This is a genomic window from Pseudoalteromonas sp. DSM 26666, assembly GCF_900116475.1.
Taxonomy (GTDB): domain Bacteria; phylum Pseudomonadota; class Gammaproteobacteria; order Enterobacterales; family Alteromonadaceae; genus Pseudoalteromonas; species Pseudoalteromonas tetraodonis.
In genome coordinates, this window is the sequence record NZ_FPAR01000007.1 from 1 (window position 1) to 13,199 (window position 13,199).

The window sequence follows — 13,199 nt, forward strand, 5'->3', positions numbered from 1 at the left end:
GTTCGGGGTTCGGGGTTCGGGGTTCGGGGTTCGGGGTTCGGGGTTCGGGGTTCGGGGTTCGGGGTTCGGCAGGATTGTGTTTGGTATTAATTAAAAAGCAATTCGTCATTTATTCATCACCTAACCCTCCAACTCTTGATAAAGCAAATTATAATTGGCAGTTACACAACATTAATTACACCCTCGGAGCCTTTACCCTATACGCGGCATAAAGCCCCGCCTACAAAATAGTGTACGCCACCCCATCAGCCCTAGTTTACCTCGCACACGTTTTAGGCTCGAAGCCCGTCGCTCGTAGCCTGTTAACCTTTAATCTAAACCATCGCGGCTTTTACATACACATCAAAGCGGTTTTTCTTGGTTTTGATTTGCATGCTTGGGGTTTTATCATTTAAAAATGGCGCATAATCGGGGCGTTTAACTACAACACGTTTGCTGGCAAGGGGGTAGGCAAACTCGAGTAAATCATCGGCGTCGGTATCGCCACCCACTAACTCTTGGAATACCCGCATTTCTTTTTTAACCAATGCTGATTTTTCACGGTGCGGAAACATTGGATCTAAATACACCACATCTGGCATGCTGTCACATTGAGTAAGTAAGGTATGGCTTGAGCCAAATATTAAGCTCATATTTTGCTGCATCCATAGGCCAATTTCACTATCGTTATAAGCGCGTTGTAAACCGTCATATAACAGCGCGGCAACCACGGGGTGGCGCTCATGCAAAATCACTTTACAGCCTAGCGAAGCTAAAACAAAACCATCACGTCCAAGCCCTGCGGTTGCATCGAGTACCACTGGCGTTGCGCCCTTATTAAGACCAACGGCTTTAGCAATTGATTGCCCTTTACCACCACCAAATTTACGCCTATGTGCAACAGCACCAGTTACAAAGTCTACGTTAATTGCACCTAGTTTAGGCTCATCAGTTTTATATAGGCTTAGCCCTTTATCATCGTAATGCAAACTAAAGCCACGGCTTTGCTCCGCCCATTGAGCAAGCCCAAAACGTGTTTCTAACTCATCCAAATATGGCCGACACTCTTTAAACGCACACTGTATAACCACTTCACACTCCGATGATAAATTTCACCGCTATTATACCCAAACAGCAGCAATATACGAAGTTCGCAAGGTGTATAGTTTAAAACAACTCAATATCGTTATTTTCACTCTCAGATTCTGGCTGCGCTTGTTGTTTACTTAGTTGTGTTTGAGTAATTAAGTCATCACGCTGTTGAGTAGTTGTTTTTAGTTGGTGCTTAATAAAGGCTAAATCATTCGTGGTTGCAACCAGCTGCTGTGATGTATGGCTAAGCTGAGTTATTTGCTCATTGAGCTGCGAAGCTGGTAAGTCATTTTGTGTTTGCATTAACGATTGGAGTTGCTCGAGCTGCTCTGTAAGCTGGCTAATCGCATTCGTTTGCATGGCGTTTTGATTTTTAAGCTGGGCAACAATATCTTTAAAAGCAAGGGTTAGCTCATTGTCGCGCATTAGTCGATATTGGTGCTGCTGTATAGTAACTACTTTTTCGTTAGTTACTTCTAAAATATGCGGAAATAAATCTTTATAGCGACCATACAGTGATGGCGTATCTATTGGCATATTTTTAATTAACAGTGAAATATTAGGGTAATTAATAATAGTACTATGACCAATATCAACAAAGCGCTCTGCATTTTTATGCTGCATGAGTAGCTCTTGCTCTAATGGGCATACGCCCGTCTCTTGGCTATAAAACACTCCCTGGTTATTTTGCCAAAAAACAACCACGACATTGAGATGTAATGGCGTAAAAAAGCCTAAAAAGTATTCACTTAATAATTCTAAATTATCAGCATGGTAGCTTTGACAAACAAAGCGCATAATGCGTCCCATGTCACCGGTTTCAATCATCGCCATTTCAGCTGTTTTATTGGCCTTTGCTATATCATACTGCAGTGCTGCGCATTGCTTGCGGTACTGATAAAGAATTTTAATACGTGCCATCAGCTCCTGTGCGTTAAAAGGCTTTAAAATGTAGTCTGCCCCACCAACACTAAACCCTTTAATACGTTCAGCTTGTCCCACTTTGGATGATAAAAACATTACAGGAATATCTGTTGTGGCTTTATTTTGTTTAATACTTTGGCAGACTTCATAACCAGACATTCCTGGCATTTCAACATCAAGCAAAATAATATCGGGGTTATATTTATTTGCTTGTCTTATGCCATCTTCACCATTTTTGGCATGGATCACTTTACAAAACCCAGCTAAAGACTCTTCAATAATATGGTGCATTAATTTATCGTCATCAATTGCCAGTATTAACTTTGCCATGCGTTAGTCCCTTTTAGTACTTTGTTCAAAGCATAGTACGCTATGTTGAAACTACTAAAATTTATTCAAAATATTCTTTAACAACACTGTGTTTTAGGCAATAAAAAAGCGCCACTGGGGCGCTTTTGTAATTTTATTTTAATCCGCAAAGGTCAATAGACCCTAAGCGGCAATGCCACTATGGCGTAGTAGTGCGTCTACACTTGGCTCACGACCACGGAAGTTTTTAAACAGTGCCATCGGCTCTTCGCTGCCGCCTTTTTCAAGAATGTGCTGCATAAACGCTTGGCCTGTTTGTGGATTAAAAATCCCCTCTTCTTCAAATTTAGAATAGGCGTCTGCCGAAAGTACTTCAGCCCATTTGTACGAGTAATAACCTGCACTATAACCGCCCGCAAAAATATGACTAAAGCCATGCTGAAAACGATTAAACGCTGGCGGCTTAATGACTGAGGTACGACTGCGTACATCATCAAGCACAGCTTGAATGTTACATGGTTTGTCTGCCACGTAATCGTGGTGGATTTTAAAATCAAATAACGAGAACTCAAGTTGTCTTAACATTTGCATACCTGAGTTATAATTTTTAGCCGCAAGTAGTTTATCAAGCAACTCTTTAGGTAGTGGCTCACCGGTTTCGAAGTGACCTGAGATAAAGCTAAGCGCTTCTTCCTCGTAACACCAGTTTTCTAAAAACTGACTTGGCAACTCAACGGCATCCCATGCCACACCATTAATACCGGCAACGGGGGCTGCATCTACTTGGGTAAGCATATGATGAATGCCGTGACCAAACTCATGAAACAGTGTGGTTACTTCATTATGGGTAAACAAAGCAGGCTTATCGCCAATCGCTTTATTAAAATTACACACCAGGTAAGCAACTGGTGTTTGAAGTTCACCATTAGCGCGCACTTTACGACCCATACAGTCATCCATCCACGCACCACCACGCTTGTGATCGCGCGCATACAAATCTAAGTAAAAACGACCACGTAAAGTGTTATTGCTATCGTAAATTTCAAAAAAGCGTACATCTTTATGGTAGCTATCAAAATCAGCGACTTCTTTTACAGTAATACCAAATAGGCGATTAACCGTTTCAAATAAGCCACTTAGTACTTTATTTGCTGGGAAGTACGGGCGAAGAACTTCATCTGAAATCGCGTACTTTTCTTGCTTTAGTTTTTCACTGTAATAACCAAAATCCCACGCCTGCAGTTCACTAATACCATGCTTTTGCTCTGCGTATTGTTGCAGCTCTTTAAGTTCTTGCTCTGCTTGTGGTTTAGACTTAGCGGCTAAGTCTTCTAAAAATGAGAATACCTGCGCGGGTGATTCTGCCATTTTTGTAGCCAACGATTTTTCAGCGTAGTTATTAAAGCCAAGTAATTGTGCTAACTCATGACGCAGTGCCAACTCTTCACTCATGATCGCAGAGTTATCAAACTCTCCCGCATTAGGGCCCTGATCGGATGCACGGGTAGAAAACGCGGTGTATGTTTCTTTGCGAAGTTCACGATTATCTGCATAGGTCATAATCGGCAAATATGAAGGGAAATCTAGGGTAAATACCCAGCCGTCTAAGTCTTTACTTTTTGCTGTATCGGCCGCTAATGCAAGCGCTGATTCTGGTAAACCAGCCAATTGGCTTTCATCGGTAATATGCTTATGCCATGCAAGCGTGGCATCCATCACATTATTACCAAATTTTGAGGCAAGCTCTGATAAACGCGCACTAATTTCACCGTAGCGTTTTTGCTGCTCAGGATTTAGTGCAATGCCTGAAAGCTTAAAGTCACGCAATGCGTTAGTAATGGTTTTTTGCTGGGCAGTAGTGAGTGTTTTAAATTCGTCACTGTTATAAAGTGCGTTGTAAGCCTCATACAAACCTTGGTGCTGACCAACAAAAGTCGAGTATTCAGAAATAAGCGGTAAACATTGCTCGTAGGCTTCGCGAAGTTCATCATTATTCATTACTGAGTTCAAATGCGATACCGGTGAAAACAATCGCGATAGTTTATCGTCAGCTTCTTCAAGGGGTAATACTAAATCTTCCCATGTGTATGATTGCTTTGCTAATACATCATTAATTGCACTGCGACAGTGCTCAATACCTTTTTTTAGTGCCGGGACAACATGCTCTGGCTTTATTTTTGAAAAAGGCGGTAAACCTTCAAGCCCGATTAGGGGATTAGTATGTGCATTGGTCATAGTGATTCTCGGTTTATGCAAAATATAAAAATTTAAGTTGGGGCAAAATACGTAAATACAAGGGCAAACCTGCTTTACTAGTTAACGAGTGTGTATCTGTAAATGATCACTTAGCAGCTTGATCTGAAATAGCATATCTTTCGTTTGATGAAGGATGTTTGATAGATTTTAGCAGCCCCGAACAAGTGACTTGCTCATCGCATATGCTATCATCGGCACAGAAAAGTTAAATTAATATTTAGAGGATTAAACATGGCTCAGCATTTTGATTACATTGCAATTGGTGGCGGTAGTGGTGGTATTGCATCAGCTAACCGTGCAGCAATGCGTGGCGCAAAAGTAGCATTAATTGAAGCTAAACACATGGGTGGCACCTGCGTAAATGTAGGGTGTGTTCCTAAAAAAGTAATGTGGCATGGCGCTCAAGTTGCTGAAGCAATTAATCTTTATGCTCCTGATTACGGTTTTGATGTTGAAGTTAAAGGCTTTGACTGGTCAAAGCTAGTAGAAAGCCGTGAAGCCTATATTGGCCGCATTCACAAAGGCTATGATAATGGTTTAGCTAAAAATGGCGTAACTGTGATCAAAGGCTTTGCAAAGTTTGTGAATAGTAAAACCGTTGAAGTAAATGGTGAGCATTACACTGCTGATCACATTTTAGTTGCCGTAGGCGGACGCCCTACTATTCCTAACATTCCAGGTGCTGAACACGGTATTGATTCAAACGGCTTTTTTGAGCTGAACGAACAACCTAAGCGTGTTGCTGTTGTTGGTGCCGGTTATATTGCCGTAGAAATTGCAGGTGTGCTGCACAGCCTAGGGACACAAACCCATTTATTTGTTCGTAAGAGCAAGCCACTGCGTACCTTTGACCCATACATTATCGACACACTGGTTGATATTATGGCAAAAGAAGGCCCAACACTGCACACTGAGTGTTCACCAAAAGAGGTGGTAAAAGAGGCTGATGGCAGCTTAACTATTCATTTTGAAAACGGTTACAGCGAAAATGTTGATCAGGTTATTTGGGCGATTGGTCGTACACCTACAACCGATAAAATTAACCTTGCTGCAGCAGGCGTAGAAGTAAACGAAAGCGGCTATGTAAAAGTAGATGAATACCAAAACACAACGGCTAAAAATGTATACGCTGTGGGTGATATTATCGAAAATGGTATTGAGCTTACACCAGTTGCTGTAAAAGCGGGTCGTACTCTATCGGAGCGTTTATTTAATAAAGCGCTGCCGGATGATTTGAAAATGGACTACAGCCTAGTACCAACAGTGGTATTTAGCCATCCACCTATCGGCACCATTGGCTTAACTGAACAAGAGGCGATTTCTCAGTACGGCGAAGAAAATGTAAAAGTATATAAATCAAGCTTTGCGGCTATGTACACCGCAGTTACTCAGCATCGCCAAGCATGTAACATGATGCTTGTGTGTGCAGGCGATGATGAAAAAGTTGTGGGCTTACACGGTATTGGTTTTACCGTTGATGAAATGATTCAGGGTTTTGCAGTCGCCATGAAAATGGGCGCAACTAAAGCCGATTTTGATGCGGTTGTAGCACTACACCCGACAGGGTCGGAAGAATTTGTTACCATGAGATAGGTTCGAGGTTCGAGGTTCGAGGTTCGAGGTTCGAGGTTCGAGGTTCGAGAAATAAAAAAACCTTGTGGTTAACATCGCAAGGTTTTTTTATTTAGAAGTTAGGTGTTTTGCTCGAGACCCGCAGCCCGTCGCCCGCTAACCTTCGTATTTTAAGCTAAATGCTCTCGGGCTAAATATTCTAACGATTGCATTTCTTGCAGGCGACTAATACAGCGTTTAAATTCAAAGTTTAAATTGCCTTGTGTATAGAGCTCGGTAATGGGTTTTTCTGCAGAGATAATTAAGGTAACGTTACGCTCATAAAACTCATCTACCAACGCAATAAAACGCCTTGCTGCATCATCATTATTTTGTCCAAGCTGTTTTACGTTTGATAAAATCACCGTGTTATATAATCGGCTTATTTCCATGTAATCCACTTGGCTACGCGCGGTTTCACACAGTTCGCTAAATTCAAACATAACGATGCAATCAGACACCTTGCGGGTTTTGATCATCCGCCCTTCTATTTCAATTGGGGTGTCTACTTTACCGGCCTCAGGGGAGAGCTTATCAAAGTATTCAAATAGGTTTTTATCAGCTTGCTCATCAAGCGGGCTGTGAAAAATTTCTGCTTGTTCCAGTGTACGTAACCGGTAATCAACACCGGAATCTACATTAACTATTTCAGTATGCTTATTCACTAAGGCAATAGCCGGTAAAAAACGAGCGCGTTGTAAGCCATTGCGGTATAAATCATCAGGTATAATATTAGAGGTTGCAACCAACACAATACCACGAGCAAATAGCGCTTCCATTAAACCACCGAGCAGCATGGCATCGGTAATGTCTTGTACAAAAAACTCATCAAAACAAATTATGTCTGTTTCTGCTTTAAAAATATCGGCAACTGTTTCTAATGGGTTTGCTGTGTTGTTTAACTTTTTAAGCTCGTCGTGTACTCGGTGCATAAAACGGTGAAAATGCACTCGCATTTTTCTATCGCCCGGTAAAGCTTCGTAAAAAGTATCAACAAGGTAAGTTTTACCACGGCCTACGCCACCCCAAAAGTATAAACCTTTAATGGGAGCTGGCTCTGCTTTATTAAAAAGCTTTGCAAAAAAACCTTTAGATTGTGGTTTTGCTTGTGTTAAATCGTCGTATAAACGCTGTAAATGACGAACTGCATTTTCTTGTGCTGCGTCATGTACAAAGTCATCGCGTTGAAGGTCTTGCTGGTATGTTTGCCAAGGAGTCATATCTATTTACAGTTAAAACACAGTTTAATTTGTAAAGCATATTAACACGCATCAATACTCAGGGTATATTAGACTTAGTATGAATTATTATTGAACTAAATTTTTTTAGTTATTTTCGCATAGAGGTGAATTTATGGGTACATTTACATGGGTAGGTTTAGTGATAGTGGTTGCTATTGCTGCATTTTTCGTTGGTGCCTTTGTCACTAAAAAACAATTTAAACAAGATGAGTTAGAGCAACAAGCAGAGCAAGCTAAGCATTCGCTTGAGCAGTATCGTCAAGATGTTGCCGACCATTTAGCGAACACTGGTAAGTTAGTAAACAAAATGAAAGAAAACTACGACCAGTTATTAAGCCATGTTGAAGAAACCAATCAACTATTACTTGAAGACAGAAATAAAGCCCCTGCTGAACCGTTTTTCTCTAAAGAAACCACAGAGCAGTTACAAGCGTCATTAAAAGAGCGTAGTTCAGATCGCTCAAACGCCGATGCTCAACCAGCTGATTATGTGTCGGGTAAATCAGGATTATTTGCTGGTGATGTGAATACTTCTAAAGCATCTTGATGAACTTTTTTTTGACCCCATAGTCTTTAGATATAACAGCTTTGTTGTTTTATCTTACTGATATACTTTTTTGAGGCTGCTTATTGCAGCCTTTTGCTTTTTAAGTGGAGTAAACCCTGACTATGAAAATGAAATTATCACTTATCAGTGCTGCTATTTTATCTACTAGCTTATTACTAAGTCCAACCGCCTCGTTTGCTAAATTGCCGGTTGCCGTTAATGGTCAACAATTACCAACACTTGCCCCTATGCTTGAGCAAATTACCCCAGGTGTAGTGAGTATTCAGGTTTCAGGCTCTAAAGAGGTTCGCCGACGCGGTGACCCGCTCGATTTCTTTTTTGGCAACCCGCAGCCACGTAGCCAAAAGCGCCAGTTTAGTGGTTTAGGCTCAGGAGTTATTATTGATGCTGACAAAGGTTATGTCGTTACTAACAACCATGTAGTGCAAGACGCTGAAAAAATGGTGGTCACCCTTGAAGATGGCCGCGAATATGAAGCAACAAAAATTGGTAGCGATAAAGAGTCTGATATTGCGCTACTACAAATAGACGCAGATGAATTAACCGCAGTAAAGCTAGCTAACTCAGATGACTTACGTGTCGGTGATTTTGCCGTCGCAATTGGTAACCCTTTTGGTTTAAGCCACACGGTTACCTCAGGTATTGTTAGCGCATTAGGCCGCAGTGGCTTAAATATTGAGGGTTACGAAGATTTCATTCAAACCGATGCCGCGATAAACCAAGGTAACTCAGGTGGGGCTTTAGTTAATTTAAACGGTGAGCTGATTGGTATTAATACCGCTATTTTAGGTGCATCAGGCGGAAATGTGGGGATTGGCTTTGCTATTCCGTCAAATATGATGAAAAACCTAGTTGATCAAATTGTAGAGCATGGTGAAGTACGCCGTGGTTCGTTAGGTATTTCAGGCCGCCCTCTTGATGCAGGTCTTGCTAAAGCACAGCAGCTTGATGTTAAACAAGGGGCTTATGTTATGCAGGTAATGGATGACACTGCAGCCAGCAAAGCGGGAATTAAAGCAGGCGATGTAATTATTAGTATTAATGGTAGTGAAATTAGTGGCTTCCATGAACTACGCAGTAAAATTGCCACCTTAGGTGAAGGCCGCGAAGTACAATTGGGGATTTACCGTGACGGTAAAGTTAAAAATGTGGAAGTAACCCTAGATGGTGCATCAGGCATTACCGCTGCGGGCGAAGAGTTACACCCAGCATTCCAAGGTGCAACGCTTGAAAACGTGAAGAAGAACAAAATGAAAGGGATTGAGGTGACCTCTGTAGACCCTCGTTCGCCATCAGCACGGGTTGGCCTTGAAGAAGGCGATGTTATTGTGCAAGTAAACCGTCAACGAGTAGAAAGCATTCGCGACATGAACAAAATTATCGAAGATATTCAAGGTAATATTGTGTTAGGTGTGAAACGCGGACGTGAATCTATTTTTGTATTAATTCAGTAATAATACAATAAAAGTAACAGCGGCACTTGCCGCTGTTATTTTTTTTGTGCCATCATAAAGGGATTGCTCACTAACAATAAGAATACCGTGCTAAAACTTCTAAAATTTGTACTTCCTCCTCTATTTGCCGGTTTAGGCATTGCTTTTTTAGTGGTTTTTTTTAGCCCTAACATGCGCACTGCATTGCTACCTAACGTGCCGCTACCTAGTGCAATGACTGCAAGTCATTTGAGCTTTTCTGATGCAGTTAAGCGCGCAGCGCCATCGGTTGTCACCATTTTTTCAGAAAGCATTTCTAAAGAGCCACGCTACAAACGCCAAAATACGGTGCAAGAGCTTGGTTCTGGGGTGATCATGTCACCTGACGGTTATATTTTGACTAATTACCATGTGATCAATAATGCCGATCAAATACTGGTTATTCTTACTGACGGCAGACGTTTTTTTGATGTGCAACTCATTGGCTTTGATACTATTACCGACTTAGCATTATTAAAAATAAATGCCAATCACCTGCCCGTTATACCCGTTAATGATAACTACAGTTCGAGTGTAGGCGATTTAGTGTTAGCCATCGGAAACCCACTTAACTTAGGGCAAACCATTACTCAGGGGATCATTAGCGCCACCGGTAAACAAAAAATTACCGATAGTCCTTACAATAACTTACTGCAAATGGACGCTGCTATTAACGTAGGTAACTCTGGTGGTGCACTGGTAAATTCTAATGGCGATTTAGTAGGGATCACCTCTGCCCAGTTTAAAACCCGTGAAAACTTAAATATACAAGGGATCTTTTTTGCGGTGCCTTACACCTTGGCAAAAGAGGTAATGGGTAAGCTTATACGCCATGGTCGTGTTGTACGCGGCTATTTGGGCTTTGAAGGCACAGCGGTAGACAGTACAGGCAAAGAGGTCAATGATAGCTTAACGCCTGTTGCAGGCATGCGTATTACCAACCTAGACCCTTTAGGTCCTGCATGGCAGGCGGGTATAGAAGAGCAAGATATTGTGATTAAAATTGCTGGGCTTTCAGTGGCTAATCCACAAAATGTATTGAAAAAAATAGGCAGTACCGAACCGGGGAAAGAAATTGAATTTGAGCTTTACCGTAACGGTGAAATACAAAAAATAATGGTGAAAGTAGCAGAGCTTGAAACCAAGCTATAAAGCGCTTATTTATACTTTGGCATTAGACATAAAAAAACGCGATAGATCATCGCGTTTTTTATGGATTAGAATAATAATTGTATTAGTATAACTAATTGCTTTTACGTTTGATGTTAGCACCTAGCGCACTGAGTTTATCTTCAATACGCTGATAGCCTCTATCTACATGATAAATACGATCAACAACCGTTTCGCCTTGAGCCACAATCCCCGTTAGAATAAGACTTGCCGATGCGCGTAAATCGGTTGCCATAACCTGCGCACCCGATAAGCTTTTTGTTTCACCACAAAAGGCCGTATTGCCTTCTAAGCGAATATTAGCGCCCATACGTTGTAGCTCAGGCACATGCATAAAACGATTTTCAAAAATAGTTTCGGTAATCGTCGCACTACCATTAGCCACCACATTTAATGCGGTAAACTGCGCTTGCATATCGGTTGGAAAACCTGGATGAGGCATAGTTTTAATATTCACCGCTTTAAGCTCTCGGCCTCGCATGTCTAAGTAAATACTGTCATCGTGCACTTCTAATAACGCATTGGTTGCACGTAGTTTTTCTATTACAGGCTCAAGTGAATGAAAATCGGTCATTTTACATAGTACTTCGCCGCCAGCCATCGCTGCAGCCACTAAAAAGGTACCTGTTTCAATACGATCCGGTAATATGCGGTGTTCACAACCTGATAAACGCTCAACCCCTTCAATCTCAATACGGCTTGAGCCCGCACCACTGATTTTAGCCCCCATAGCAATTAAGCAATTGGCTAAATCGATAATTTCTGGCTCGCGGGCAGCATTTTCTAGTACTGTTTTACCCTCGGCGAGCGTTGCCGCCATCAGTAAGTTTTCAGTAGCACCTACGCTAATCATTTCCATGAAAACTTCAGCGCCTTTTAAGCGACCATCTACTTTGGCATTAATATAACCGTTTTCAACGGTTATTTGAGCGCCCATACGCTCTAAGCCTTGAATATGAATATCAACCGGGCGCGCACCAATAGCACAGCCACCAGGTAAGGATACTTGTGCCTCACCAAATCGAGCGACTAAAGGGCCAAGTGCAAGCACTGACGCACGCATTTGCTTTACTAAGTCATAAGGCGCTAACGTGCTATTTACCGTTGCACCATCAATAATGAGTGAATCGCCCTGCCACTGAACATCAGCGCCTAACGTTTTTAATAAGGCTTCGGTCGTAATGATATCGCGAAGATGTGGTACGTTAGTAAAAGTACTTTTGCCATCAGCTAATAAAGCTGCAAATAGAATCGGAAGAGCTGCGTTTTTAGCGCCAGAAATAGTTACTTCACCAGCGAGTGAAGTGCCACCTTGAATTACAAATTGATCCATCTAAGGGGCCTTATTTATTGCGGTAAAATGAATTTTTGCTCACGTTTCCACTCTGTCGGAGTAAAAGCGCGGATAGAAACAGCATGAATGGTACCGTCTGAAATAGTGTTCATTAATGGCCCATATACTAGCTGTTGCTTTTTAACACGACTTAATCCGTCAAAGCATTCACCGACAGCGATTACTTCATAATGACTGCCATTGGCTTTTACATGTACTTCAGCTAACTGAAGTTCGTCGCGTAATAATGTTTCGACTTGACTCGTTTCCATAACTCTCACTCAAATAGGGTTGTAACCTGGCCTAACTGCATAAGGTTTTGCAGTTGTTCAGGTGGGTTTTGCAATTCAAGGCGAATGCCTTGTTGCTTAAATTCTGTAAAAGAGTGAATTAACCAAGCTAAGCCGGCTGTGTCAACCCTTGTCACCTCACTTAGGTCAAAATAAAGGGTTTTATGCTCAGTTTGTCGCTTGGTATTCAGAAGCCGTTCATTGCCAATTGAATTATGAGTCAATTCACCACTGACTCGTAGATGCTGTTCATCGACTTGGCTGATTGCCAATTTAGTCATTTGTGTCACTGCCTCTAAACTGAACCGGTAACTTACTTTTTTGCTCTAACAGGTCGCTAACGTGGTCAATACCTTGTTGGCGTAAAATGCCCTGAAGCTCACTTTGTTTTGCATCAAGTAAGCTAATGCCTTCAGCAATCATATCGTAAGCACGCCATTCGCCACTTCTATCTTCACGTACTTTAAAATCAATTTTAATATCAGGCTTACCGGCTTCTACAATTTTGGTTTTTACCACCACCACATCTTTGCCTTTAAAAGGCTGCTCGGCAGCAAATTCAACTTGTTGATTAGTATACTGGGTAAAAACGCCAGCATAAGTGGCAACAAGGTACTCTCTAAACGCGCCAATAAAACGCTGAATATCTTCAATTGCTTTTGCTTTTTCTGCTTTGTCGGTAATGGCGCGTACCTTAGATACTTCGCTACCTAACACTCTCAGTGCAGCATATTTGTAGTCAATGTACGGCATCAGTTCTTCTTCAACGATGACCCGTAAATGCTCTTTGTTAGTGGTTATTAACGGCTGGTCTTTGGTAATACGCTCAAAGGTATTATCAGCAACCTGACGTACCATTTTATTAGGATCAGTCAATTTCACTTCACCGGCATGTACACTTTGTACTAGCGTGACAGTTACTAATGCGATACTTGCTAAAAATGTTTTCAACAT

At 41.6% G+C, this 13,199-nt stretch carries 12 protein-coding genes; 4 read left to right on the plus strand and 8 right to left on the minus strand.

From position 1 onward, the window contains the following. Window positions 1-314: 314 nt before the first annotated feature. From BM380_RS13360 to prlC, 3 genes are all read right to left on the minus strand, one after another. Window positions 315-1,070, minus strand: coding sequence for a class I SAM-dependent methyltransferase (locus BM380_RS13360; RefSeq protein ID WP_090494812.1), 756 nt, complete (start codon window positions 1,068-1,070; stop codon window positions 315-317). A gap of 76 nt (window positions 1,071-1,146) precedes the next feature. Beyond that, entirely contained in the window at window positions 1,147-2,325 is a 1,179-nt protein-coding gene (locus tag BM380_RS13365; RefSeq protein ID WP_090494814.1) for a response regulator, read from the minus strand. 162 nt (window positions 2,326-2,487) lie between these two features. Continuing rightward, complete coding sequence (gene prlC, locus BM380_RS13370; RefSeq protein ID WP_013463996.1) at window positions 2,488-4,539, minus strand: oligopeptidase A; 2,052 nt, start codon at window positions 4,537-4,539, stop codon at window positions 2,488-2,490. 252 nt (window positions 4,540-4,791) lie between these two features. On the opposite strand from prlC, the gene gorA reads away from it, so the two are divergent. Then, entirely contained in the window at window positions 4,792-6,153 is a 1,362-nt protein-coding gene (gene gorA / locus BM380_RS13375) for a glutathione-disulfide reductase (protein WP_090494816.1), read from the plus strand. 149 nt (window positions 6,154-6,302) lie between these two features. On the opposite strand, the gene zapE is transcribed toward gorA, so the two are convergent. Further along, window positions 6,303-7,391 carry a cell division protein ZapE gene (gene zapE, locus BM380_RS13380; protein WP_008465128.1) on the minus strand — a complete coding sequence of 363 codons (1,089 nt, stop codon included), beginning with the start codon at window positions 7,389-7,391 and terminating at the stop codon, window positions 6,303-6,305. 133 nt (window positions 7,392-7,524) lie between these two features. Between zapE and BM380_RS13385 the strand changes: the two genes are divergently transcribed. The 3 genes from BM380_RS13385 to BM380_RS13395 all read left to right on the plus strand — a co-directional run bounded on the left by BM380_RS13385 (window position 7,525) and on the right by BM380_RS13395 (window position 10,604). Then, window positions 7,525-7,959 (plus strand): Z-ring associated ZapG family protein, encoded by a 435-nt coding sequence (locus BM380_RS13385; protein WP_008115546.1) that lies wholly within the window; start codon window positions 7,525-7,527, stop codon window positions 7,957-7,959. A gap of 122 nt (window positions 7,960-8,081) precedes the next feature. Beyond that, window positions 8,082-9,434, plus strand: a complete 1,353-nt coding sequence (locus BM380_RS13390; RefSeq protein WP_008465125.1) for a Do family serine endopeptidase — start codon at window positions 8,082-8,084, stop codon at window positions 9,432-9,434. An 87-nt stretch (window positions 9,435-9,521) separates the two neighbouring features. Continuing rightward, window positions 9,522-10,604 (plus strand): trypsin-like peptidase domain-containing protein, encoded by a 1,083-nt coding sequence (locus tag BM380_RS13395; RefSeq protein ID WP_013463993.1) that lies wholly within the window; start codon window positions 9,522-9,524, stop codon window positions 10,602-10,604. 91 nt (window positions 10,605-10,695) lie between these two features. On the opposite strand, the gene murA is transcribed toward BM380_RS13395, so the two are convergent. The 4 genes from murA to BM380_RS13415 are packed head-to-tail and all read right to left on the minus strand — an operon-like array spanning window position 10,696 to window position 13,199. After that, window positions 10,696-11,955: a UDP-N-acetylglucosamine 1-carboxyvinyltransferase gene (gene murA / locus BM380_RS13400; protein ID WP_008465122.1), complete on the minus strand. Its 1,260-nt coding sequence runs from the start codon at window positions 11,953-11,955 to the stop codon at window positions 10,696-10,698. A 14-nt stretch (window positions 11,956-11,969) separates the two neighbouring features. Continuing rightward, a complete protein-coding gene (locus BM380_RS13405) occupies window positions 11,970-12,227 on the minus strand; it encodes a BolA family protein (protein ID WP_007378312.1) in 258 nt (85 codons plus the stop codon). A gap of 5 nt (window positions 12,228-12,232) precedes the next feature. Further along, window positions 12,233-12,526 carry an STAS domain-containing protein gene (locus BM380_RS13410; RefSeq protein ID WP_008465119.1) on the minus strand — a complete coding sequence of 98 codons (294 nt, stop codon included), beginning with the start codon at window positions 12,524-12,526 and terminating at the stop codon, window positions 12,233-12,235. Continuing rightward, complete coding sequence (locus tag BM380_RS13415; RefSeq protein ID WP_024601339.1) at window positions 12,519-13,199, minus strand: MlaC/ttg2D family ABC transporter substrate-binding protein; 681 nt, start codon at window positions 13,197-13,199, stop codon at window positions 12,519-12,521. Before BM380_RS13415 ends, BM380_RS13410 begins: the two co-directional genes overlap by 8 nt.